The organism is Candidatus Alcyoniella australis (genome assembly GCA_030765605.1).
Taxonomy (GTDB): Bacteria; Lernaellota; Lernaellaia; order JAVCCG01; family Alcyoniellaceae; genus Alcyoniella; species Alcyoniella australis.
The window spans coordinates 13,252-37,653 of record JAVCCG010000063.1; the positions used below are offsets into that span (position 1 = coordinate 13,252).

Annotated in this window: 24 protein-coding genes; 12 read left to right on the forward strand and 12 right to left on the reverse strand. The window is 63.5% G+C overall.

The genetic code is table 11. From position 1 onward, the window contains the following. The first annotated feature begins 26 nt into the window (after positions 1-26). Together P9M14_06930 and P9M14_06935 are read left to right on the forward strand one after the other, a co-directional pair. Entirely contained in the window at positions 27-1,649 is a 1,623-nt protein-coding gene (locus P9M14_06930; protein MDP8255463.1) for a hypothetical protein, read from the forward strand. Further along, the gene (locus P9M14_06935; protein MDP8255464.1) at positions 1,649-3,358 is read left to right on the forward strand and encodes a hypothetical protein; all 1,710 of its coding nucleotides are present in this window, start codon (positions 1,649-1,651) and stop codon (positions 3,356-3,358) included. Before P9M14_06930 ends, P9M14_06935 begins: the two co-directional genes overlap by 1 nt. A gap of 168 nt (positions 3,359-3,526) precedes the next feature. On the opposite strand, the gene P9M14_06940 is transcribed toward P9M14_06935, so the two are convergent. The 4 genes from P9M14_06940 to P9M14_06955 form a co-directional block, all read right to left on the reverse strand. After that, positions 3,527-4,609, reverse strand: a complete 1,083-nt coding sequence (locus P9M14_06940; GenBank protein MDP8255465.1) for a site-2 protease family protein — start codon at positions 4,607-4,609, stop codon at positions 3,527-3,529. A gap of 22 nt (positions 4,610-4,631) precedes the next feature. Further along, on the reverse strand, positions 4,632-5,003 hold the full coding sequence (locus tag P9M14_06945) for a TraR/DksA C4-type zinc finger protein (GenBank protein MDP8255466.1): 372 nt from the start codon (positions 5,001-5,003) through the stop codon (positions 4,632-4,634). A gap of 4 nt (positions 5,004-5,007) precedes the next feature. Then, a complete protein-coding gene (locus P9M14_06950) occupies positions 5,008-5,295 on the reverse strand; it encodes a hypothetical protein (protein ID MDP8255467.1) in 288 nt (95 codons plus the stop codon). Positions 5,296-5,366: 71 nt separating this feature from the next. Further along, positions 5,367-6,674: an SUMF1/EgtB/PvdO family nonheme iron enzyme gene (locus P9M14_06955; protein ID MDP8255468.1), complete on the reverse strand. Its 1,308-nt coding sequence runs from the start codon at positions 6,672-6,674 to the stop codon at positions 5,367-5,369. A gap of 232 nt (positions 6,675-6,906) precedes the next feature. Here P9M14_06955 and P9M14_06960 point away from each other — a divergent pair, with 232 nt between their 5' ends. From P9M14_06960 to P9M14_06975, 4 genes are read left to right on the forward strand one after another with little or no spacing between them, the layout of a single operon-like run. Further along, a complete protein-coding gene (locus tag P9M14_06960; GenBank protein ID MDP8255469.1) occupies positions 6,907-7,323 on the forward strand; it encodes a hypothetical protein in 417 nt (138 codons plus the stop codon). Next, positions 7,323-8,069 (forward strand): alpha/beta fold hydrolase, encoded by a 747-nt coding sequence (locus P9M14_06965; GenBank protein MDP8255470.1) that lies wholly within the window; start codon positions 7,323-7,325, stop codon positions 8,067-8,069. The genes P9M14_06960 and P9M14_06965 overlap by 1 nt, the downstream gene beginning before the upstream one ends. Positions 8,070-8,126: 57 nt before the next feature. Beyond that, complete coding sequence (locus P9M14_06970; protein MDP8255471.1) at positions 8,127-8,627, forward strand: DUF4442 domain-containing protein; 501 nt, start codon at positions 8,127-8,129, stop codon at positions 8,625-8,627. A gap of 14 nt (positions 8,628-8,641) precedes the next feature. Beyond that, entirely contained in the window at positions 8,642-9,631 is a 990-nt protein-coding gene (locus tag P9M14_06975; GenBank protein ID MDP8255472.1) for an MBL fold metallo-hydrolase, read from the forward strand. On the opposite strand, the gene P9M14_06980 is transcribed toward P9M14_06975, so the two are convergent. From P9M14_06980 to P9M14_06995, 4 genes are all read right to left on the reverse strand, one after another. Continuing rightward, the gene (locus tag P9M14_06980; GenBank protein ID MDP8255473.1) at positions 9,628-9,783 is read right to left on the reverse strand and encodes a hypothetical protein; all 156 of its coding nucleotides are present in this window, start codon (positions 9,781-9,783) and stop codon (positions 9,628-9,630) included. The two genes, P9M14_06975 and P9M14_06980, sit on opposite strands and share 4 nt — an antisense overlap. 209 nt (positions 9,784-9,992) lie before the next feature. Beyond that, complete coding sequence (locus tag P9M14_06985; GenBank protein MDP8255474.1) at positions 9,993-10,304, reverse strand: hypothetical protein; 312 nt, start codon at positions 10,302-10,304, stop codon at positions 9,993-9,995. A gap of 2 nt (positions 10,305-10,306) precedes the next feature. After that, on the reverse strand, positions 10,307-10,459 hold the full coding sequence (locus tag P9M14_06990) for a hypothetical protein (protein ID MDP8255475.1): 153 nt from the start codon (positions 10,457-10,459) through the stop codon (positions 10,307-10,309). 122 nt (positions 10,460-10,581) lie between these two features. Next, positions 10,582-10,977, reverse strand: a complete 396-nt coding sequence (locus P9M14_06995) for a hypothetical protein (protein MDP8255476.1) — start codon at positions 10,975-10,977, stop codon at positions 10,582-10,584. A gap of 126 nt (positions 10,978-11,103) precedes the next feature. Here P9M14_06995 and P9M14_07000 point away from each other — a divergent pair, with 126 nt between their 5' ends. After that, positions 11,104-11,880: a DUF169 domain-containing protein gene (locus tag P9M14_07000; GenBank protein ID MDP8255477.1), complete on the forward strand. Its 777-nt coding sequence runs from the start codon at positions 11,104-11,106 to the stop codon at positions 11,878-11,880. Here P9M14_07000 and P9M14_07005 read toward each other — a convergent pair. Next, positions 11,865-13,466 (reverse strand): glycosyltransferase family 39 protein, encoded by a 1,602-nt coding sequence (locus P9M14_07005; GenBank protein MDP8255478.1) that lies wholly within the window; start codon positions 13,464-13,466, stop codon positions 11,865-11,867. The two genes, P9M14_07000 and P9M14_07005, sit on opposite strands and share 16 nt — an antisense overlap. A 359-nt stretch (positions 13,467-13,825) precedes the next feature. Next, complete coding sequence (locus P9M14_07010) at positions 13,826-14,833, reverse strand: diacylglycerol kinase family protein (protein MDP8255479.1); 1,008 nt, start codon at positions 14,831-14,833, stop codon at positions 13,826-13,828. Positions 14,834-15,026: 193 nt separating this feature from the next. Here P9M14_07010 and P9M14_07015 point away from each other — a divergent pair, with 193 nt between their 5' ends. Next, positions 15,027-16,487, forward strand: a complete 1,461-nt coding sequence (locus P9M14_07015) for a hypothetical protein (GenBank protein ID MDP8255480.1) — start codon at positions 15,027-15,029, stop codon at positions 16,485-16,487. 1 nt (position 16,488) lies between these two features. Beyond that, on the forward strand, positions 16,489-17,925 hold the full coding sequence (locus P9M14_07020) for a hypothetical protein (protein MDP8255481.1): 1,437 nt from the start codon (positions 16,489-16,491) through the stop codon (positions 17,923-17,925). On the opposite strand, the gene P9M14_07025 is transcribed toward P9M14_07020, so the two are convergent. Together P9M14_07025 and P9M14_07030 are read right to left on the reverse strand one after the other, a co-directional pair. Further along, the gene (locus tag P9M14_07025) at positions 17,920-19,362 is read right to left on the reverse strand and encodes a radical SAM protein (GenBank protein MDP8255482.1); all 1,443 of its coding nucleotides are present in this window, start codon (positions 19,360-19,362) and stop codon (positions 17,920-17,922) included. The two genes, P9M14_07020 and P9M14_07025, sit on opposite strands and share 6 nt — an antisense overlap. Positions 19,363-19,572: 210 nt before the next feature. Beyond that, a complete protein-coding gene (locus tag P9M14_07030) occupies positions 19,573-20,352 on the reverse strand; it encodes a DUF1571 domain-containing protein (protein ID MDP8255483.1) in 780 nt (259 codons plus the stop codon). Positions 20,353-20,534: 182 nt separating this feature from the next. Here P9M14_07030 and P9M14_07035 point away from each other — a divergent pair, with 182 nt between their 5' ends. The 3 genes from P9M14_07035 to P9M14_07045 form a co-directional block, all read left to right on the forward strand. After that, positions 20,535-21,956, forward strand: coding sequence for a S41 family peptidase (locus P9M14_07035; protein MDP8255484.1), 1,422 nt, complete (start codon positions 20,535-20,537; stop codon positions 21,954-21,956). 185 nt (positions 21,957-22,141) lie between these two features. Continuing rightward, positions 22,142-23,929: a long-chain fatty acid--CoA ligase gene (locus tag P9M14_07040; GenBank protein MDP8255485.1), complete on the forward strand. Its 1,788-nt coding sequence runs from the start codon at positions 22,142-22,144 to the stop codon at positions 23,927-23,929. A 123-nt stretch (positions 23,930-24,052) separates the two neighbouring features. Next, positions 24,053-24,402 (forward strand): hypothetical protein (locus tag P9M14_07045; protein ID MDP8255486.1); only part of this gene is annotated, 350 nt, incomplete at its 3' end.

The window sequence follows — 24,402 nt, forward strand, 5'->3', positions numbered from 1 at the left end:
TCAGCCGAAGATTAGAAATGGGCAACATGGCTAAAAAAACGGCGATATGCACTGCGATCGTGCTCGCCGCTATCGTCTTGACCCATCTGCCCGCATACTTCGCCTTTTTCGTCTCGGATGATTTCGTCCTTATCGAGCACACCCACGAACAACCGGCGGCCAAATTCTGGGACGGCGCGGATCGCGCTGGATTCGCGCAATATCAGCCGCTGACCCTGAGCAGTTTCGTCTGGAGCTACAACAGCTTCGGCCTTAACCAGCGCGGCTACCACTTGGTCAACCTCGGCGGCCTGCTGCTGGCGACCCTGGGGCTGCTGCTGCTGGCGCGACGGCTGATCGGCTCGTGGGCCGGAGCAGCGGCAACGGCCGCGCTGTTTGGTCTGCACCCGTTGACCGCCGCGGCAGTGGGCTTTATCTCCGATCGCGGACGGCTTTTCGCCGCGGCCCTGGCATTGGTCTGCCTGGCCTGCGCAACCTGGGCGATCGAGCTTTCCAGGCGCAGCCGTGGGGCGGCGTGGGGCCTGGCCTGGCTGGCCGCGCTTTGCGCGGCAGGGGCCGTGCTGTGCAGCCCCGAGGCGCTGTGGCTGGCGCTGATGCTGCCGCTGCTGGCCTTGCTCCCTCAATCCGACGAGAACGCTGTCGAGCCGCGCAATCTGCTGTGGGTCGCGCCCGCAGCGCTGCTGGTCGCGGCCCTGGGCCTGGGTCTGGGATCGCTTGTTCAGGGGCCGGCCGGGCTGTTCGATCTGCATCTGCGACCGGGGCTGTACGTGCTGCGCAACCTGGCGCGCGCAGTGCAACTGTGCGTGCTGCCGTTGCGGATCGAGGGGGCGCTGGAGTTCGCCGTGGCCTGGCAATTCCTGCTGTTCCCGCTGGCGTTGCTGGCGGCTGCGGCCGGGTTCTGGTTCGCGGCGCGCTGGGCCGGATCGCGGCCGCTGATCGGCGCGGCCGGACTGCTGTTGTTCGGATTTACGCCGGTGATGTGCGAGGAGCCGCGCCTCGGGCTGCTGATCGTACCCGCCGCGGGGATCTGCCTGGCTGCCGGAGCGCTGTTCGACCGCGCCTGGCACAGCGTGCGGCTGCAACGCGTCGCCCTGGTCGCGCTGGTGGCCCTGGGATTGGCGGCAGCGGCGGGCTCGGTGGGCGAATCCCTGGGCTGGCTGCGCGCCGGAGCGCTGTCCAAGCAGACCGTAATGGCGCTGGTTCACGGCTCGGGCAAGACCGACCAGCCGCGTCAGGCCTACGCCTTGAGCGTGCCGGATAATCTCGACGGCCGATTCGTCATGCGCAACGGCGTGTTTCAGGCCTGCCGGTTGTTTCACGGCCCGCGCAACCTCTATGTGGAGCGCTGGCTGAGCGTGGGCCTGGACCGCGAGGGCCGCGGTGCGCTGCGCGTGGAGCGGCCGTTGCCCACGCGCTTCGTGGTCAGCGCCCTGCCTCCGACGCGCTACCTGCTGCTGCCCGATGGCTCGCGCGCACACAAACAGGGTGACGAAGTGCAACTGGGCGGCGTAACCTATCAGCTGCTGGAGCTGGGGCATCCGTTCAGCCCGACCAAGGTCCAACTCGACGTGCCGCCCCAATGGCTGTTGGAGCAAAGTCCGGACCTCTACCTTTTCTCCGACGGCGCTTTGCGGCGGCTGGAGGATTGATGAAAGCGCGACTGATTAAGCTGGCGCTGCTGCTGGCCGCGCTGACGCTGCTGGGCAGCTGCCTGGTCGGCCCCTCCGAGCAACCCGCGGCGCCGCTGTGCCCGGCGGAGACCGGTCTGCTGCTCGAGATCCGCGACCCGTTGGGTACGCTGGAGCTGATCGGCGGCAGCCAAACCTTTGAGGCGCTGGCCGCGAGCAACGCCGTAAGCCCGCGCATGCGAATCTTCCAACAGAATCTGGTGGCCAAACGATCCGAGTTGCGACTGCTCTCGGCCGCGGTCAAGCGGATCAACATCGCGGTGCTCTGGGACGACCCGCGGGTGGTCTACCCCTTTGAGCTCGGCCCGCCGGTGATCGCGCTGCTCGACGTGGGCGTGCTGCGCCGACCGGTCAAGTTCGTGCTCACGGCGATGAGTAAGGGCGGCAAGGTCTACGGCGTGCAGATCCGCGATCACCTGGTGTTCCACGCCAAGGGGGTCTCGATCGCCTTTGTCGCGGACCAGATCGCTATTGGCTCCAGCCCGCGGATCAACGCGCTGCTCGAGGTCTACGACGGAATCCGCGGCGGGCTGCTCGACGCGCACCCCAATTGGGCCGATCTCGCGCTGTGGGCCGATCCCGAGGCCGACGTCACCGGCTATTTGTTCGACGGCCGGCTGATCCGGCTCAAACAGGACACGCTGCCCGACCTGCCGATCCGCATTCCCGACCTGGTCGACATCGAGGCCCTGGACGGCGCGGTGCTCAACGCCTTTATCAAGGACGAGGGCCCGCTGCTGCGCGGCACGATCCTCCAGCGCGAGGGGCGCTCGTTCCTGCGGCTGCTCGACCTGTCGCGCGGCGAGCCCCAGGCCAAGTACTACCTGACCGACGATGTGTTCTCGGCGATGATCCTGCGGCTGTCCAACCCCACGCAGCTCGCGCCGCTGCTCAGCGGATTGCTGCGCGGCCAGGGGATCGGCCGGGCCGCGTCGGATGCCGAAGACACATCGCGGGCCGAGGCGATCCGCGCCAGCCTGCTGGACACCGCGATCACCGCGATGCTGGCCCAGATCGACCACGAGCTGGCGGTGTTCACCCTCGAGCCGGGCGGCCCGCGGGTGCTGTTCATCCTACTTAAAGAGGTCGAGGCGGCGCAGACCGTGGTACGCGTACTCGGCCGCGCCTCGGGCGTGCGCGATTTTACCGTGCCGCCCGACGGCGAGATCGGCAGCGTTCAGATCGGGCAGTCGCAGGTCAACGTGCTGTTGCGCGGACGCAAGGTGCTGCTAAGCGGCGACGCCCAGGCTTTGCGTCGACTCGACCAGGATCGCAATCCTCAGTCGCTTCCCGAGTCGGTCGGCGCGGCCTACGAGTACGTCGATCCGGACGGTTCGCTGCTGCTGGTCTGGGACCTGCTGCGCCAGCTCGAGAGTCAGGACAAGATCACCGGCGCGGGCCGCGAGCTACTGCGGGAAAACTGGCGCGGACACTTTGCCGCCGGGTTCACGGTCGAGCCCGACCGCACCGAGATCTCGGCCTACCTGCCCCTGGAGCTGATGCTCGGAACGCCCCCCGGTTGGTGGGAGCGCCAGACGATGACCTGGTTGCACACGCTGTTCTTCTTGCTGCGGGCCGTGGGTTGGACGCTGGCCTGCCTGCTGCTGTGGCTGACGATCCGTCAGCTGCGGGCGATCAGGCGGCTGCGCGCTGAAAAAGCCGAGCGTTAACCCGGATTATCCATGAGGGTTCGTCGACGAAGCGCGCAAGGCGCTGCAAATACAAGAAAGCGCTCCAAGCTCAAAGTACAACGATGATCTGCACGACGCGGTACGGTTCGTTGACAAACGACCAGAGCGATACGCGAGTCTTGCGGGCGGCTCAAAGCCGCCTCCGCGCTACCCCGTAATCTCGAACGGCGTGGGGATAAACGTCAGCACGAACAACACAAGACAGGCTGCGGCGAGCAGCTTGTTGCGCAGGTTCGGCGGGCGCTGCAGGTCGACGGTCGAAGGGTGGTCCAGGCGCACCATTGCCACGATCATCGACCACACCACCCAGTTGTTGGTCGAGGAGAAGCTCTCGCCGAACATCGCGGCGACCACGAACGCCGCGGCCGCGATCAGGTAGATCCTTCGCAGCCGGCGCGCGGCCGCAACCTTGCCCGCCGGCTGCAGGGCCAGGGCCAGAGCGGCGGCGCAGACCAGGGTGCCCAGCAGCAGGTGCCAGACCGAGACAAAGGCCGGATCGCCGAACACGCCCCACAACGCCAGCCCGACGAAGGTCAGACGGCTGATCTTGGCGTGATGCTTGCCCAGCACGCCGTAGACCACGTGTCCGCCGTCGAGCTGCCCGGCGGGGAACAGGTTGAGGTTGGTCACGAACAGCCCGATCCAGCCGGCAAAGGCCACCGGGTGAAGGTAGACCGTATAGCCCGCGGGCGGCGTGCCGAGGATCGCATCGGTCAGATACTTAATCAGCAGGCTGTCGCCGAGCATGAACTGCGTGCCCGCCGCATCGGGTTCGATGCTGCTTAGCGCCAGGCCCACGGCCAACAGCGGCACGGCCACAACCGCGCCGGCCAGCGGACCGGCCGCGCCGATGCGCAGCAGCACCGAGCGGTCGCGCACGGCCGAGCGCATGCGGATCACCGCGCCGAAGGTTCCGACCAGCGGCGGCCCGGGGATGAACAGCGGCAGGGTCGAACGCACGCTGTTGCGGCGCGCCAGCAGGTAGTGCCCCAGCTCGTGGGTGCCCAGGATCGCCAGCAGCGTAGCGGCGAACGGCCAGCCGTGCAGCAGCCGGCCGGGCTCTCCGGCGTTGATGCTGCCAGCGTAAAGCGTGGTGATTACCGTGGCGCAAAGCAACAGCAGAGCGGTCGAGGGTCGATCGAACGCGGCCGAACTACGGGCCTTGATTCTCAGACCTAGCCGGCGGTGTTGTCCCGATTGCGGCTGTGGTGGAAGCGACGGGTTGCTCAAGGAAGGACGCTCGATGCGCGGGTCATTCGCGGAAGGCTCGTTCCTTTTTCTCCTGCTCCTGCTTGCAGTTGATGCACAGCGTGGCCACCGGTCGCGCCATCAGCCGCTTGGTGGCGATATCCTCGCCGCAGGCCGCGCACACGCCGTAGGTGCCGTCCTCGATCTGCTTGAGGGCCTTTTCGACTTTGTTCAGCAGCATGCCCTCGCGGTCGCGGATGCGCAGGTTCAGGTTCTGATCGATCTCGTCGGTGGCGACGTCGACCTCGTCCCCCTCGGGCTCGTCGATGATCCGCCTGCTGTGCATTTGGTCGCGCGTCTCGGTGGCGCCCTGAATCAGGCCCTCGCGTCGTTTGAGGAGAATATTGCGGAGCTTATCAAGGTCTCTTTTTCTCATGGCGTCATCCTTCGATCGCGCGGGCGAGAAACTCGCGCAGCGCCGGCGAAATGTAGACCCGCTCCAGGTCCAGGCGGCCCAGCTCCCTGCGAAGCACGCCCAGTCGAGCGGAGATCGGCAGTCGGCGGTCGACCAGCAGCAAACGTTCTCCGCGCCAAGTGCCCAGCGCCCCTGTCCGCGGTCCGTCCTCGGCGATCGTCTCGTAGCTGACCCTTACTCCCAGGCGTTCAGCCAGACCCTCGAGCTGCCCCAGCAGCCGAGCGTCGCGGCTTGACGAATCGGCGGTACGCAACCTTGCCACCATCATCGACAGCTTAGCATCGTAACGTATGTCCGTGTCAAACAAGGGAGCGCCCAGGCCGCCTAGCGCGCGTCTTTGGCGCAGCGGAAGCCCAGGCAGAATGTCTTAAACGACTCGTTGTCAACCACCAGAAGCGCGTTGACCGTGACCAACTGCGAGCTCAGGACATAGCTGCCGCCCTTGAACATGAACGGTCCGCCGTCGTTGCCGACCGTGGGCTTGATCCACTCCGAGACGTTGCCCACCATGTCCAGACAGCCGTAAGGCGAACGGCCCTCGGGAAAGGCGTCCACCGGCGTTACCGTTCCGCGACCGGTTTCGAGGCTGTTGCAGCGTCCGGACCTGAACTGGTCGCCCCAGGGGTAGGTCCGACCGTCGCTCCCCGCCGCGGCCAGCTCCCACTCGGCCTGGGTGAGCAGGCGCTTGCCCGACCAGGCGAGGTAGGCTGAGACGTCGTCCATGCTGATCCAGACCACGGGGCAGCGATCCTTGCCCGAGAGGAAGCGATCACGGTCGAGCCAGTCCTCGGGGATCCGGTGATTGGTGGCCGTTAGGAACTCGCGATAGCGCTCGTAGGTCACCGGCTCGTAGTCGATCAGGAACGGCGCGACCTGTAGAGCTTTGCCCTGGGCGTTTCGGCTCAGCTTCCCGCCGGGCACGTAAACCATTCCCGCGGGAACTTTCAGACCGTCGGGCGGCGGCGCTACGATCGGTGGCGGTTGCTGCGGCTGGCGGATCTCGACCGGCTTTGCCGCGGGTCGTTCGACGGGCTGTGCTGCTGGCTTGGCTGCGGCCGGTCTCAGCGGCTGCGGGACCGGTCGCGGCTTGTCCAGAGGTTTGGATACCGGCCGCGGCAGCGGTTTGACATCGGCTGTAGGCTCGACCTTGACCTCGGACTTGGGCTTGGCCGCCTTGGGCTGCGCAGCCCGCCGGGCTTTGTCCTTGGCTTGTTCAGCCGCCTGGGCCTTGGCCTTGGCCTCGACCTTAGCCTTGAGCTCTGCTGGAGGCTCGATCTTCTCCGGCGGCTGCTGCTTGAACAGATGGCCGCAACCCGGGCAGAATTTCGCCTCGTTGCTTACTTTACGACCGCACTCGGGACAGGAGACGATCGTGCGTTTGCGCGGTGCGAATTTCTTCGGGTCGTAGCGCGACTTGGTTTGCGGGATGCCCTCTGGGGATTCTTTCTTGCTGCCCAGGCTTTTCTCGATCTCGTCTTGGAACAGGTGCCCGCAACGCGAGCAGAAGATCGCCTGGAGTACGCCCTGGAATCCGCAGGCCGGACACAGTTTGGGCAACGCGGACTTACAGCGGCGACACTGTTTCGCGGTATCGAAGTTGGCCGCGTGGCATTGAGTACAAGTAATCGTCATCGTAGTGCTTCAGCCCTATGTTACCCAAGGGGCGGGCCCCGCGCAATCGATAGCTATTACCGGATGTAACGCGCGGATAATATTATCAACATTATTCCCCTCCCCAACCTTACCTTCGTCGCGGAGAGCATGAACCACAAGCATGGTTGCTCGCGTGCCATGCGGGCACCTCAAAGCTGCCACCTCCCCCGCTTTATGTTGACAATGTATTGCGTTGTATTACAATCCGTCCATGAGCAAGCAACTCACGAAGCGACCTACAGCCAAACCCGTGTCCGAGCCCGAGCGCGAGCGCATGGACCGCGTGCTTCAGGCGCGGGTCTCGGAGTCGCTCTACCGCCAGTTGGCCGAACAGGCCGCGCGACTGCGGGTGCCGGTAAGCAACCTGGTTCGCAACATCCTCGAGGACTCCACGCGGTTCCTCGGGCACATCGTGGACGGCGGATTCGAGATCGTCCAGGCGCTGAACCAGCATGCCAGCGAGGCCGAGCTCGACGCTGTGCTCGGCTGGCAACCGATGAGCGCCAACAAGCAGATGGAATGTGCGCACTGCGGCGCGACGATCGCCAAGGGCGACGAGGCGCTGCTCAGCGTAGGCGCACCCGGCGGCCGCTCCTACGTGATCTGCAAGAAATGCAAGGAGGACTGATGGACGCGATTTTGCAAGCCCAATCTGCGGCGCGCAAGGTCGGCTCGGGCCTGCGCGGAGTCCTGGCCAAGGTCAATCCCGACGTCTGGCGCGAGCTGGCCTGCGTCTCGTCCATGGCCTACACGCTGGTGATTCCCAAGCGCGAACGGGTGATCGCCCGCGACGACGACGGCCGCACGCCGGTGGTGCTGGTCCACGGCATGGGCGGCAATCGCGGCACCTGGACCATGCTGCGCGCGTTTCTGCGCCTGACGGGCCATCGCCGAATCTACGCCATGGGCTACGAGGACGGCTCGGTCGAGGAGCTGGCCGAGCGGCTGACCGAGTTCGTCGAGTCGGTGCGCGAGGTCACCGGCGAGGACCAGGTCGACGTGGTGGCGCACTCCCTGGGCGGGCTGATCACGCGTTACGCGATTCAGCGGCTGGGCATGGACGGCCACGTGCGCAAGCTGATCACCCTGGCCACGCCGCATCAGGGGAGCTACACCGCGGAGTACGCGGACACCGTGCAGACCCGGCAGCTGCGGCCGGGCAACCCGCTGCTCAAGGATCTCAACTCCGACGACTGGTCGCGCTACTCAACGCCCCTGATCTGTATCTGCTCGGACCGCGACGTATACGTGGTGCCCAACGAGCTGATGCGCCATCCCCAGGGTGAGAACCTGTTCGTGCCCAACCTGGCGCACACCCAATATTTAATCTCGCCCGCGGTCTTCCGTCTGGTGGCCCAATCCCTGGCGCAGTAGCTCGCGCGCGTCGTATTTTTCTCTGCGCTACCCGCCGTGGTAGCATCGATGATCAACATGAAAGAACAGCTGCTTGCTCTTGCCGCCAAGACGGCGATCAACCATTACCCGCCCTATCGCGGATCGGGCGCCAGGGTAAGGCAAATCTCCCCGGATTTCCGACTGGTGGTCGTCGAACTGCCGCTGAACTTCCGCACCCGCAATCTGGTGGGCACGACCTTCGGCGGCAGCATGTATACTGCCGTGGATCCGATTTACATGATTATGTTTAAAAAGGTGCTGGGCGAGGATTACGTGGTCTGGGACAAGGCGGCCTCGATCAAATTTCTGCGCCCGGGCAAGACCACCCTGACAGCGCGTTTCGTGATCTTGCAACAGGAGTTGGAACAGATCAAGCAACTGATCGAGGACGGTAAGCCAATCCAGCGCACCTACCGCATCGAGCTTCGGGACGCATCCGGAACAAGCTGTGCGGAGGTCGAGAAACTACTGTACTTCAACAAACAGGATCCACAGCGCAAACAGCGTATTCGCTCATTGTTCAGCAGACTGTTCTGAAGGGAGACCACTCCATGTCGTATCGCATCTCGCCGATCTGGTGGCCCCTGCTGGCCGCTGCCTCGCCCGCCCTGGCTCCGCTGATGGCCCTGCGCTACAAGCGCTACAGAGCCAACTGCACCCTGGCCGAAAAACAGAACCGAGAACGCCTGGCCCAGGCCGAGCCCCTCGATCTTCCGGCGCTTAAAACGCTGGAGCTCACCGCGCTCGTAGAACACGCCGTTGATCCGGGATTCAAGGGCGAGGCGGGGGTCAGCTATCTGCTGCGTAGCGATCGCGGATCGCTGCTGTTCGACGTGGGTTTCGGCGATCAGTACGGCACACTGGCGCACAACGTCGAGCGCCTCGGCCTGTCGTTGGACGACGCGGCGGCGCTGGTGATCTCGCATTTGCACCTGGATCACATGGGCGGCATGAAGGCCCAGCGCGCGGGTCGCGTGGCCGTGCCGCCGCGCATCGGCCTGCCGCCGGAGATCCCCTGCTTCGTGCCCGACGAGGTCGACGTGGGGACCATGGAAAAACATTTAGTGGATCGACCGCAACTGCTGGCCGCGGGCCTGGGCTCCACCGGCCCGCTGGCACGGCCGCTGTTCTTCCTGGGGATGTGTCAGGAGCAGGCCCTGGTGGCGCGCCTCGAAGGGCGCGGCCTGGCCGTGATCACCGGCTGCGGCCATCCGACCATCGAGCTGATTCTGCGGATGGTGCGCAAACTCAGCGACGAGCCGATCAAGCTGATCGCCGGCGGCCTGCACTTCCCGATCAGCGGCAGTCGCAACGCTCCGGCGGGCATCCAGTTGCAGAGCCTGGCCGGCACCGGGTATCCGCCCTGGCGCGCGATCAACGATCAGGACCTTTCGCGCACCATCGCCGCAATCAACGATGTGCAGCCCGAGCGCTTGCTGCTCTCGGCCCACGACACTTGCGACCGCTCGCTGGAGCGAATGCGCGTCGAGCTCAACGCCGAAGTCGAAGTGCTGCGCGCCGGAGCGAGCTACAAGATTTAAAACAGCGTGGCTCGCGGCAGCTTGGAGCTGCCACAAAACACGCGCAGTACGATGGTCGTAATCCAACGTGCCACTCCGCGTCGAAAGATCGGGGAGAGTGCTGATGCCCCGGCGAGCAGGTGGGGTGGGCAGGCGGCGCCTGCATGTTCCATGCTGCGCCGCCGTCTCTCCTCCCCCGCGCTCGGCAAAGATCAGTTTGAGATTTTTCCTACTAAGCTCAAAGGCGATGCAATTGTGTGCGCGGGGGATTGATCAGCGGGTTCTCATCCGAAAATAGGGCAAAAAAAACCGTAATTGGCGAAGCCGGGCGGCTATGAGCCGCTGCAAGGCTCGCATATTTCCCGGATCGTTTAGCGTCGATCTATACCGCGTCGCGGAGATTATCGTTGAGCCAAGAGTTTGGTCCGCTTGCGAGTTTTGCCCCCGGCTCCAAGCCGGGCAACGCCTTGGCGATCCAATAGGCCGAGTAGCCAAAGCCCGATCCCAGCTCGAGCACGTTGCGCGCGCCGCCGAGCTTGACCAGCATGTGCAACAGCATGCCCACCTGCGGCCCGACGATCGGGAAGTCGCGTTGCGCGGCCAACCGTTCCATCTCTAAAAGCGGCGGATCGGCACTCTGCCGCTGGGAATCGATGTACTCCTCGATTCGCGGATCGACCGGAATTACGTCCACGATCAGCCCACGAGCTTGCGCGTTATCCGGGCCACGTGTTCGCCCTGGAAACGCGCGATGCGCAACTCGTTCTCGCTGGGCGAACGCGAGCCGTCGGCCCCAGCCACGGTCGATGCGCCGTAGGGACCGCCGCCCGAGATCTCGCCGCTCTCCATCAAGTCCGCCTCCCGTCGAATTTATTTACTCAACGGCAGGCTATCGCCCAATCGCTTTGGCATTTATGCGGAATGTCATATGCAGCTTAGAGCCGCCGCCCGTTGTCTGTAACCCAGGTGCGTCAGCGCAGTCGAATTTGGCTCAGTCCCAAGGTCCCCTTGTCGCCGTCGTTGTACTGAATATCGTACTTGTTGCCGTTGATCGCGCCGACCGTGCCCGGGTAAAAGCGGCCGTCGGACCACTGGGCGATTACCTTGGTTCCGACCTGCACGTCGGCGGCCGCGGGCACCATGTCCACGGCGATCTGCATCAGGGCGCAGCACTTCTGGTCGCCGTCGTCGAACAGGATCTGGAAGCCCGCGGCGCAGGGGCCGGTGACCTTGCCGTGAAACCAGCCGTTGGACGTCCACTCGGCGAACACGGCGGTTCCCGGATCGATTTTTTTATCCGAACCCAGGGCCAGTCCGGCGATTAAAAACGAGCAGACAATCACGCAGATCAACAGGCAACGTTTCATCGAATTTCCCCGTAAAGGTTGGTTGGCATCAGCTTTTGATCAATATCTATCATGTACCGCGCGTTGCGGGCAATTGCCGCGGCTGTGCTATATTTTTGCCGATCAGACCCGGTTCGGAGGAAGACCATGGAGAAAATCAGGCTCGATTTACCGCCCGTGGGGGTCAGACTCTACAGCGAGCGACCGGCGTGGTCCGACGAGATCCCGCTGTTTCGCGGCATCAGCTATTGCGACGCGGTGCGCGAGGTGACTTCGGGAACGGAGCTGTGGGTCGAACGCGAGTCGCTGACGACCTGTCAGTGGGCGCCGATCGCCCTGGGGTTCGATGCGCCCGCGGAAGGCTCGAGCTTTGAGCAATCGATCAAGCCGCGGGCGGTCGATACGGTGGGGATCTACCTGGCGCGTCTGGACGAGTTCAACCCCGAGATCGAGCCGCAGGTCGTAATCGTACGCAATATGGCGCCCACGCTACGCTCGATGATCGAGCTTTTGGGCAAACAGGCGGCGGCCTGGGAGTACGCGGACGAGGGCGGGCTCTCGACCAGCGCGCTCAAGGTTTTATTCGAGGACAATCCCGGCTGGCGCGGCCATTTGTCGTTGGGAGTAAACCGCGTTCTGGCCAAGCTCGACAACGTTCCGGGCTGGCAAGGTCTGACCAAGCTGATTTTCAGCAGCCGACCGGCCACCGTGCTGTTCGATCATCTGATCAAACGCACCATGGCCGACATGTCGATCTGCCGCAATTCCACCGTGGTGCCCATGCTCTCGGGCAAGGTCAACGTCTCGTATTTTTGCACCGGCGGGATTTCCTGGGGCCGCAACAATCCGCTGCACCTCACATCGGGTTGGCCCTGGGAACTGTGGCAAACGATCGAGCCGCGGTTGGACTATTTGCGGCGATAGATGTCGAGCACGATCGGCGAGCGACCCACCGGCGGAAGCTCGCCCACCACCAGCCGCGGCTGACGCCCCTGCTCGGCCAGCAGCGCGGCCTCGCGCTGATAATCGGTTTGCAGCAATGACTCCAGTTTCCCGATAAACCAATCGGACGGATCGTCGCGGATCACCAGCGACGAGGGCAGCCGCATTCTGACCACGTAGCGCGGCTGATTGCGCTCGATCTGTTCGAGCACGCGCTGCCGCAAGCGGGGCGAGTCGGGATGCTGCTCGATCAGCGGCGCGGTGAACGCGATGCTGCTGGCGAGTCGGCGCCGGGCGTGATAGGCGAACTGCGGCTCCGAGCCCAGCACGTAGACCGTCTGTTCGGGGTCGGTGTTCTCGGCCAGGTACGCGCCGACCAGCTCGCCCTCGACGAACGGATTAAGCCCGAACATCGTCCTTGACAGTTCGTTTCCGCTCAGCCGATACAGCGGCCATTGGGCGGCCGTGGGAAAGACGAGCAGCAGCAGAAGGATCACGCAGGTCGAGACGCGCCGGTAGCTCTCGCCCAATCCCGAGGCTGCGGTAATATCGATCAACTTGTCGCCGCCGATTGCGGCGAGCATACACAGCGGCGGCAGCAACTGCTGAAAGTAGTGCGGTGTGTAGCGGCCCGAGGCCGAGACGCCGATAAAGGCCGAGAGCAGCCAGGCCGGAGCGAACCAGGCCGCGGCGCGTTTTTTATCCGTGCGCCGCAACAGCGTCACTGCGCCGATGGACGCCACGGCGAGCAGGGGCAGGTCGCGGGCGAGCATGCCGCGCGACAACGCCTCGTACGCCAAGATGCGCCAGCGCTGATCCAGGCCGATGGACGAGGAGTATCCGACGTTGTAGCCCAGGGCCCAATAGATCAGCTCCGATGCGGACCCGCGACAGGCGAAATAGGCGAGGCATAGGGCCAACGTCAGGCCAAAACCCGCGCCGACCAGCGCCAGGCCCGCAAGTCGTTGGCGCGTACGGCCGGCGGCGAGCCAGACCAGCGCCAGGATCGGCAGCCCCTCGGTCAATGCAACGGGCTTGAACAGCGCGGCCGCGCCGATCAGCGCTCCGCACAATACGTAGCGCCACGGCTGCCGGTCGTGTTCGTCTCGCGGCAGGCTCAGCAGCGCGGCGATGATCAGCAATGCCATGTATTGCTCGACGTTGGCCGAAAAGCCGAAGTAAGCCGGAGCAACCTGGGTCAGCGCCAGCAGCGCGGCGGCGATACAGGCTGCACGCGTTGTGTACCACTTGCGCGTCAAACGAAAGATCAGCAGCGCGCAAAGCACTGTGACCGCGATCAAGGTGGCGTGGATCGCCCTGGTTCCTCCGCCAAGAGCTAGGGCCAGGCCGTAGACTGCGAAGATCCCGGGCGGCTTGGAATCGACCACATCGACGTAGAGCCGCTCGCCATCGAGTGCGCGCCAGGCGCCGTAGGCGTACATCCCCTCGTCGCGATCAAGGGGCACATCAAGCGCTGCCAAACGCAACAGCACAGCGGCGAGCACAGCGAACAAGGCGACTGCGGCCCACAGGCGCGATCGGCCGTCGAGTATCGAAGCCTTGAGCATGTCAGCCTTATACGACAGTTAACACGCGGAGAGCCAGTCCGACCTGTTGTTAAACCGTTTATCAGATACGCAAACGCAGCAGACTTGCGGTTCGACGAAGGTTGCTATGCCGCGAAGTTCGGCGTTGCTTTACGACCAGCGTTCTGCGCGTGTTTTGCCGCGGCTCATAGCCGGGCGCGGGGTGGATCGTGGAGCTGCGACCATGGTCCGCTCGCGTGCCATGCGGGCACCTCAAAGGTGCCGCCGGAACAGGTCAGTGCCTTAGCATTAAGGTGTGCCGTCGCGGCGAGGGTCGTTGAGTTAAGACCCTTTTGCTGCGCGAGCTTTGCGGGCACCTCCAAGGTGCCGTCGGAACAGGTCTACACTTTAGCTTGAAGGTGCCGCCGGAAGTCCAGCACGTCCACGGTGAACTCCGAGACCCGCAGGTCCAGATCCTTGTGGTAGCCCTCGGGATCTCCGCCGAGCTGGAACGGCGCGTCCTGCTCGAGTTCGAGGCGCACCTGCTTGACCAGGAAATAGTGCAGATCGGGGTGCTCGTAGACGCCGCGCCAGACCTTACGGATGTTGGCCAGCAGCTTGGGCACCGGCGGGTTGCCGATCAGCAGTTGGCAATAGCCGGGTATGCTCGTGGCAAACGGGAAGACATTGAGCTTGAATCCGTAATAGTTGGTTGTGCCAAAGCCCGCCATCAGCGCATCGCCCTGGAAGATCGTCTCGCCCTTGCCGACATTGAGTTCCTCGCGCCCCTTGGAGTGCGAGATGCGATAGATCGGCTCGTCGGACATATTGATCGCGCGAATTTTGAAGTGCATGTTGCTGGTCAATACCTTGGGGATCGACTTGGTGGCCAGCGCGATCAGGTAGCCCCAGAGGCTGTTGGCGACCTTCCACGTAAAGCCCTTGGAGAAGCGCCGCTTGAATTCGATGTAGTCGTTGAGCACCATCGCGTCCACGCCGAAGCCGCCGAAGTGGAACAGCCGATCCTCGGCCTCGAGCATGTTGAACGTGCCGAACCGCAGCTCGTGCTCGTGCTTCTGCCGCAGTTCCCAGATCGGATTGACCTTGGGCGGCACGTTGAGCAGCCCGGCCCAACCATTGCCGGTGCCCAGCTTGAGCAGACCGAAACGCGGCATGCTGTAGTCGCCGCCCTCCGCGTTGTACGCTTTGATCTTGAGGTGGACCTGCTCCATGATCCGCATCGCGGTGCCGTCGCCGCCGCCGCAGAGCACGAGCGGATAGCGCTTTTGGATGATCTCGTCCAGGCTCTGGTCGGACTGTTCGATGGTCTGGGTAACGTACAGATCCTCGACGTCCACATGTTGGGAGATCATCTGCAGGGTCGACTTGGAGACCTTGCGCGCACACATATTGACCGCAACGGCAAAGTTTTTAATCGTAATCCCCCGTTTAGCCCGAAATATCTTTCCAGTCTGTTTTTAACACCTGACACAATAGCCAAAAGCTGTCAACCGCCCTCGTGACCGGGCTTGAGCGCTAAGCCCATTAAAAAATGCGGACTGGCTGATAACGCTTCGCTACATTATTATTGCACAACACATCATGGTGAAGCTGAGCAAACCGAAGCTGTCGGACCTGGTCAACCTGCTGATCATCGCCCTGCCGATCGGGGCCTGGATCGAGGGGCTCGTTCGCGGCAGCGGCGCGTCGCTTTGGCTGCGCGACTGGCTGCTCTCGAGCCTGGCCACATTGTCGTTCCTGATCGTTTTTTTAAACGTGATCAGCAGTCATGGTTACCTCTGGGTCCTGGCGCTAATCGCGATAATCTGCGCGCTGCACGGCCTGCGCGTGGCCCGTCGGCCCCACTTTATTCGGAAATTCCTGAGAGCAACGGTCTGGACGATTTTCTTGTTCTGGAAGTACACGGCGATCATCTTCACTCTTGCTGGCTGGTGGGTGCTGGCGATCAAAGTGCCGGGCTGGACATCGTTGATCGCGCTGTGCTGGCTCGCCGTGTACCTGGAATTTCGCACTCTGAAATTTGTGCGCCGCAGTATCGCGGGCCTGATCGGCCTGACCTCGCTGTTGCTGTGCCTGCTGCTGCAAGTCCATGACTACTGCGGAGCCTCGCCGACCAAGCCCAAAAACATCTTCGGCAGATGCGGCACCTATGACATCGTGGACAACGGGCGCGGCCTGTTCGTTGTCGCTTTACGTGCCAGGTTTGCTCGCAGTCTCCAACCCAACGCAGAGTGGTCCCTTCTGGAAAAGACCGACTCGCCCCAACGGATGACCGTCGACCGCCTGACGGGCGATATCCTGCTGGCCAACTACGGCGGGGGTTGGATCACGGTGTTCGATGGCACGAACATCGAGACGATAAGAACCTGCCCAGAGCCGGTGGATATTGCGATCGACCAGGATCGGCGGCGGATGTACGTGGCCTGCGAGCGGATTGGCGTAATGCCGGTCTACGACCTTGACGGCGAACACGAACTGATCGAGACCCGGGACTCGCAGATCTTATCCGTCAGCCTTTCTTTGGACCAGAAACGGCACAGACTCTACGCCACCTCGGAGATCCTCTGGGGCGCGCTAGAGGCCTTTGACCTCGACAGCGACTCGCACAGCGTGATCTACCCTGGGTTGCTCGTCTGGGGCGTGGCTGTGGACGAACTTACCGGCAACGTCTGGGTCGCCCGACCGCTGGCTGGACTGCTCGAGGTCTACGACCCTCAGCTGCACAAACTGGCCTCGGTGCGGGTGGGCACCTCGCCGCGCGATCTGGCGATCGACCCACAGCGACGGGTGCTGCTGGCGGGCAACTATTTCTCGGGCACCGTGGCTGTTGTCGACCTGGACCAAATGCGGCTGGTCCGGCGACTGCGCGTGGGGCGCTACAGCCCGCTGCCGCTGCTCACCGGCGTGTACGTGGGCACGGACGGCTGGTGGTACGCAGCGGACCGCCACGGGGTCTGGCGCATCAGGCCCAGCCTGCCGCCTGAGCCGGACGCCGATTGCTGGCCGCCGGAGATGTCGCCGGTGCCGGAGCTGGTCCTGTGAGATGAGAAAGCCCAAGGGCGCGGACCTGGTCAACCTGCTAATCGTCACGTTGCCGATTGCGGCCTGGCTCGAGGGGCTCGTTCGCGGCAGCGGCGCGTCGCTTTGGCTGCGAGACTGGCTGCTCTCGGGCCTGGCCACGGTGTCGTTCCTGATCGTTTTTTCCAACTTGACCAGCAAGCACGGCTACCTCTGGGTCCTGGCGCTGGTCGCGATAATCTGCACGCTGCACGGCCTGCGCGTGGCCCGTCGACCCAACGATCCGCGTGGTTTCTTACAAACCGCCGGTCGGACGTTTATCACGTTTTGGAAATACGTGGCCATCGTCTTCGTGCTCGTGGGCTGGTGGGTGCTTGCGATCAAGTTTCCGGGCTGGAGCGCGCTGATTGCGCTTTGCGGGCTTGCCGCCTACCTGGCGACCCGCGAGCGCGCCTTTGTCCGTCGCAACTTCGCCGCGATGCTCGGAGTGGCTTCGCTGTCGCTATTCATGCTGTTGCAGGTCCACGAGTTCGCAACGGCCCAGACCGCGGGCGGCGTGCGGATCTTCGAGCGTTACGGCGCCTACGACATCGCGGACAACGGACGCGGGCTGTTTGTGGTCACCGCGCGCCATCCCGACGCCTTTAGGCTGATGCCCAACCAAAGCTGGCAGGACGTACAGCAGGCCTACAATCCACAGCGGATGGCGGTCGACCGCCAAACGGGCGAGATCCTACTGGCGAACTACCTCGGATCGCGGATCACGATCTTCGACGGCATTCAATCCGAGACGATCAAAACCTGTAGATGGCCGGTGGACATGGCCGTCGACCAGGACCGGCGGCGGTTGTACGTGGCCTGCGAGGGGATCCAGGAGCTGCAAGTCTATCAGCTCGACGGCGACCGCTCGCAAATCGACGCATGGTCCTCGCAGATCATGTCGTACAGCCTGGCTCTGGATCAGGTGCGGCACAGGCTCTACACCACCTCCGAGATCCTCTGGGGCGCGCTTGAGGCGTTCGACACAACGGACGGCTCGCGCAGCAAGATCCACCCCGGGCTGATTGTCTGGGGCGTGGCCGTGGACGAGCTGACCGGCAACGTCTGGATCGCCCGACCGCTGCCCGGAGTGCTCGAGGTCTACGACCCGCAGCTGCGCAAACTGGCCTCGGTGCGCGTGGGCACCTCGCCGCGCGATCTGGCGATCGATCCGCAGCGCCGGGTGCTGCTGGCGGGCAACTATTTCTCGGGCACCTTGGCCGTGGTCGACCTGGACCAAATGCGGCTGGTCCAACGCCTGAGCGTGGGGAGCTACAGCCCACTGCCGCTGCTCACCGGCGTGTACGTGGGCACGGACGGCTGGTGGTACACCGCGGATCGTTCGGGGGTCTGGCGCATCAGGCCCAGCGTGCCGCCCGAGCCGAACACCTACGGCTGGCCGCCGTCGCCAACCGGACTATAGACGGGAATTAATGAAGCGCAGCACGCGCGGTATGATCGCGCTGTTGACCCACAGCTTCCTAAAACGCAGACGGGTGATCGGGTAGCACAGTCTGGTGATCCAGCGAAACAGGGTCGAGCGCACGAACAGGTACGAGGGATTCATCATTAGCGAGAGAAAGTACAGCCGGACCAGAAACCGCCGCTGCTTCTGGTCGACCCAGGTCAGGTCCAGCCGGTCGGCCTCGCCCCAATTGTAGTGACTCCAGTACTCGATGGTCTGCGGCGGCTCGAATCCGTAATCGCGTTGCACCAGCTTGAACAGCTTGGTCCCCGGATAGGGCAGCAGCATTTTAATGGTGCCGCAGTCGCACTGCGGATTGTGCTCCTTGAGCCGGTTCATCAGGTCCACCGACTGCTTGATGTCCTCCATGCTCTCGCCGGGAAAGCCGGACATGAAGTTGTAGGTCGGCTTGATGCCGGCGTTGCGCAACGTCTGGTTGATCTCGAACAGCTTGCCGAAGTCGACCCGCTTATCGATCAGCTCCTGAATGCGCTCTGATCCGCTCTCCACGCCGATGTTGATTACCTTGCAGCCGGCGCGCGCCAGCAGCTTCAGATCGTCGGGCCCCAGCTTGTGCGTGGTGGCCACGTCCGCGCCGAAGATCGAGAACGTCCTGTCGTTGTCCTGCTCGATCAGCCGCTGGCAGATCGCCAACACGCGCCTGATGTCGACCATGATGTTGTCGTCCATCAGCTGGAAATGCTTAATGCCGTACTCGCGCTCGAACATCAGGATCATCCGCACGACCCAGTCCACGCTATAGGCGCGCCAGGAGCGCTGGTAGACCGTACTCTGGTAACAATAGGCGCAGCTGTTGGGGCAGCCGCGGGAAGTTAGAAGGGTGATCGCCGGGCCGTATCCGCCGTTCTCGATGTAGTTGCGCATGTCGACCAGGTCCAGCCGCAGATCCTCGATCTGCGCCAAGTCGATCTGTTCGGCCAGCCGTCTCTCGTTTGGCGGTGGAACGGGATCGCCGCGCCGCAGCAGGCCTTGGACCCCCCGGTCGTTGCCCGCGATCAGCTCGCGCAGGGCGATCTCGCCCTCGCCGCGAATCAGGTAGTCCGCGCCGCCTTGTTCCAGCGCCAGCTCGGGCAGTTGAGTGGGCAGCACGCCGCCCCAGACCACGGCCGCGTCGCTTTGCTCGTGTACCTGCGCGGTGATCTGCGCCGCGTGTTCGAGCTGCTTGCCGATCATGCAGGTAATGCCGACCCAGGCCAGGTCCGGCCCCAGATAGCTTTGCAGCGGGCGGTCCTCAAAGCGCAAGTCGCAGATCTCCACGTGCAGATCGCGCGGCAATGCCGTGGCCAGACTGATCAGATGATACGGTGGTGTCCTGTCGCCGATGATCCGTTTACCAAACGGATTGACCAACAAGACGCGAGAGCCCTTGGTCATGCTCGCTTCCCTGGTGTTAACCACGGATGTTTTAGGAGATTCACACTATCTGAATCAAACGAAGATTGCCATTGAGAGGAATACAATGGGGGAAAGATCCCCATTCGTTTATCGCGCGGTGGCCCTTTGCATTAGGGCCAGCGAATTACGCGAGCCATGCTGCGGTTCCAAGCCGCCGCGAGTTGTGCTGCGGCTCAAAGCCGCCCCGCCCTACTGCCCGATCTTGCGTAGTTCGAACAGCGCATCGTCGATCAGCGGGTCGATCTCGAACGACATAAACCGATAGCTGCCCCAGACCCGGTCTTGCAAGTCGACGTACTCCAAATGCAGCGGCATGCCGCTGCCCAGATCAAAGGCCATGTTCAGCCGCCTAAATTTCAGGCCGTCGGCCTGATCGTCGCCGATCAACACGCTGTAGCGCTTGAGCCGGTGCCCGGGCATGCTGCGCTGGTCAATGCCCAAGACCTCGACCCGGCAGCCGCCGAGCTCGCGGGCCCGGTCGTAGAGCCCCTGGGCAAAGTCCAGCTGCTTGCCGAAGTCGTAGTCGATCATGCGAAAGTGGTGCGGATAGAGCGTATCGGCAAAGGCGCTGTCGAGCCTGAAGCGCAGCACTCCGAACAGGCCGCGCAGTCCGGTCTCCAAAACCAGGAAGTGGTCCGGCCCGTCGCGGGACTCGACATACGAGGCCTGCATTCCGGCGTTCCCGCCGCCGGGCAGCCAACGCACGTACATCCGCAGCGGCGATTTGTCGAAAACCACGAAGATCCGCTCCATCTCGCTGGTGCGTCCGCGAACCAGCTCGCGCACCTCGACCATTGCACTGTAGTTTTGCAGCACATCGTAGGCCGCGTGGGCGCGCAGCAGCGATTGGTCGAGCTGCTCGCGCGGCGTAGGCGATTCGGCCGGCGGCGCGTCGGGCCGCGCGACCGGCGCACACAGCAGTAGGGCCGCGAGCAACGCACAGGCCGCGATCGAGCGCATGCGACGCATACTCGCTAGCGCTCCTCCCAGGCGGCGACGCCGGACCGGCGCAGGGCCCAGAGCGGCGTGCCGATCAGCACCAGCAGGATTATCAACCAGGTTAAAATGCGTACCGACTTCATTGGTAACCTTGGAATTTACTCGTCAGCGGGATTTTGCTCAAGCCGTTGTTCCCGCGTAATCTGATATCCATGATCAAACGCCACGCCGCGCTCTTGTGGATCATCGCGCTGCTCGCGCTGTACGCCTGCCTGGCCTGCTGCCAAGGCGCGGACGATGACGACGACGTCATGGACGATAGCAGCGACGACGACGACGTTGTGGACGATGACGACGATCAACCCGATGACGACGACCTGGGCGACGATGATCAGCCCGACGACGATGATGACGATGGTCCCTTTTACGCGGACTTCCTGCGCTTTTGGCAGACCATGGACCAGGGGTACGCCTACTTCACGCATAAGAGCATTGACTGGGACGCGGCGTTCGAGCGCTACGCGCCCTTGGCCCGTGTGCAGAATGATCGGGCGCAGTTCAGCCTGCTGATCGCGCAGATCACCGCCTCGCTTGGCGATTCGCACACCTGGTCCACGCTGGCCGGCGTGCCCGCGGACCTGTTGCCCGACCGCACGCCCACCGGCGTGTGCCTCGAACGGATGGACGGCGCGGTGTACGTCACGCGCCCCAGCGTCCAGGCCGCGGGATTGGAGCCCGGCGACGAAGTGCTGCTGATCGACGGCGAGACTCCGGACGAGCTGCTGGAGCGCGCCATGGACTGGGAGGGCTGCTCGTCGCCGCAGTGCTGCGACTTCTGGCGCCTCTCGCACGTCGAGCGCTTCAGCGCGGGCGCGGATCAGGTGCAGTACACCGTGGAACGCGCGGGGCTGGAGTTGCAGTTCAGTGTGCCGCGCAACGGCGAAAGCTTTGGCGCTTGCACGCCCCAGCCGCTGCTCGACTTTCTGGCCGACGCCCAGGGCGAGGTGTTGCGCTACAAGCCGCTGGGCGCGGACCTGGGCTACCTGCGCCTGACCACGCTCAACTCCGGCTATGAGGAGCAGATCCTCTCCGAGCTCGACGCGGCGCTGGCGCTGTTCTCCGGGCGCGACGGCATTGTGTTCGACGCGCGATACAACCGCGGCGGCTCGGACTTGGTGGCGATGTCGGTGTTGGCGCGCTTTCTCGACCGGATCGTCACGCCCGCTTTTTTCCGCTACAAAAGCGGGCCGGGCCACGACGATTTCACCCTCTGGATCCCCCATCCCGTGCTGCCGGGCAACGATCCGAACTCCCTGGACGTGGTGTTCCTGATTAACGGCGCGTGCATCAGCGCCGGCGACTTCTTTGCCGCGGCCGCGAGCTACGTGCAAAGCTTCAGCGTGCTGGGCACGACCTCCTGCGGGGGCACGGGAGCGCCGCGTAGCGACACCCTGCCCGACTCGGGGATCGTCTATCGCTACTCGCAGATGCAGCGCCGCTATCAGCGCACCGGCGAGCAGATCGAGGGGATCGGCGTGGCGCCGGAATACAACGTGCCCAGCGACCCGCTGGACCTGGCTGCGGGCGTCGACACCCAGCTCGAGGCGGCGGCCGCGCTGTTGCGCGCACGCTGAGCGATTCGGGGCTGGTCCGTTGACAGCTGTTGAACGCCGAGCCGGGCCTCGGGTATAAGGGTTATACAGCTACGCCTGACAACTCCATTGAGCCGGTGCATCTTTGACCCAGGCTTGATTTCGCACAATCGCGCGCATTCGACAAATCATTGTCAAAACAGCCCGAACTATTGGTGGGGGCGGCGATGCAGTACAGGTCCATGGGCCAGGTGTTTTACGAGCGCGTCCAGCGGCTGGGCGAGCGCGAGGCCTACCGTTACAAGCAAGACGACCAATGGATCTCGGTCGACTGGACCGGGTTCGGCCGCCAGGTGCGCAACCTGGCGCTGGCCCTGCTCGAGACCGGCCTGACCAAAGGCGACCGCGTCTGCGTACTGTGCAACACCCGTCGCGAGTGGGAGCTTTCCGACAAAGCGATCACGCTGTTCGGCGGAATCACCGTGGGCATCTACCAGACTTTGCCGTCGAGCCAGATCGAATATCACGTGGCGCATTCCGAGGCCAAGGCGATCGTGATCGAGGACAGTGCGCAGTTCCACAAAGTGCTCGAGGTGCTCGAGCGCTGCCCGACCCTGCAAACGCTGATCGTGATCGACCCCGAGGGCTGCCAGGGCACGGGCTTCCATCGCTTTTACGAAATGCTCGATGGCTCTGACGAGCGCGAGCAGCGGCTGGGCGCACGCCTGGACGAGCTGGCCGCGAGCGTCGAGCCCAGCGACCCGGTGACCTTCATCTACACCTCGGGCACCACCGGCCCGCCCAAGGGCGCGATCATCACCCACTACAACCTGATGAGCGAGGGCGAGTGGCTGGCCGTGGAGAACAAGGTCACTCCCGACGACCTGACCCTGACCTGGCTGCCCTTTGCCCACATCTTCCAGCGCGCCACCACGGCCGCGGGCACCTGGGGCGGCGCGGCCACGGCCTTTGCCGAGTCCATCGACAAGCTGATCGCCAACCTGGGCGAGGTCCGGCCGACGATCTTCTACAGCGTGCCGCGGATCTACGAGAAGGCTTACGCCAAGATCACGGAGAACGCCGAGTCCGGCGGCGCGGCCAAGGCCGCAATCTTCCATTGGAGCATGGGCGTGGGCCGCAAGGTCAGTCGGCTGAAGCAACACGGCAAGCCCGTGCCCGCGCTGCTAGGCGCGCAGTACGCCCTGGCGCGACGCCTGGTGTTCGACAAAATTAAGATGCTCTTCGGCGGACGGATTCGCATGGTGGCCAGCTCGGCCGCGCCGATCTCGCCCGAGATCCTCGAGTTCTTTCACGCCGCGGACATCCTGACCCTCGAGGCCTACGGCGCCACCGAACTCACGGCCGCCATCACCTTCAACCGGGTGGACGACTATCGCTTCGGCACCGTGGGCAAACCCGGCGGCGGGATCAAGATCAAGATCGCCCACGACGGCGAGATCATGGTGCACGGGCCGATGGTCTTCCAAGGCTACTTCAAGGAACCGCAGATGACCGCCGAGGTGCTTGACGACCAGGGCTGGTACGCCACGGGCGGCGTGGGCGAGATCGACGCCGACGGCTTTCTCAAGATCACCGACCGCAAGAAGGACATCATCGTCACCTCCGGCGGCAAGAACGTGGCCCCGCAGAACATCGAGGGTCTGATAAAACAAAGCGTGTACATCAGCCAGGCGATGGTCCACGGCGACCGCCGCAACTACCTGACCTGCCTGCTGACCCTCGACGAGGAGCACGTCAAGTCCTGGGCCGCAAGCGAAGGCCTGCCCATTGACGACTGGGAACTGCTGTGCTCCCACGCCCAACTCGGCGAGCTGATCCAATCCGAGGTCGATCGCGCCAACGCGCAACTGGCCAAGTTCGAAACAATCAAGAAATTCCGAATCATTCCAATCGACTTCAGCGTTGAATCCGGCGAACTGACCCCCACGCTCAAAGTCAAACGCAAAGTCGTCACAGATAAGTACAAACACCTGCTGGACGAGATGTACTTGTAACTCAAGGATTATTATTGACATTCTGACTGCGGGGTGCTATCCAACCTGCGGGTATGTCGCATTGCGGCTCGCAAAATTGCTGGGGCGTGCTCTGTCCTCGGAAATACCCGTGGGATAAATATCATGAACAAGATTTACCCCCTGCGCCTATTGCCGCTTGCACTGTTGTGTTTATACTGTTTTAGCGGATGGCGGATCTCCGTCGATGGCAATGTCGATTTATTTCATATTTTCAGCACCTTTGACATCCTAATGAATCTGGCCTGGGTCTGCCTGGGGATCGTGATTTTCGCCCTGGTTTTTCCCCTTAGCAACGAGAGTAAAAATCGGGGCCGACACTGGATTATTATCGCGTTGCTTGTCGGATTCTCGGCGATAGTCCTCATGCGCTACGCGCCGGATCGGACTGCTTCCACCGTATGGCCCGCTTCATATAAAACCATAACCATTTGGATCGGGATCAATCTCGCCGG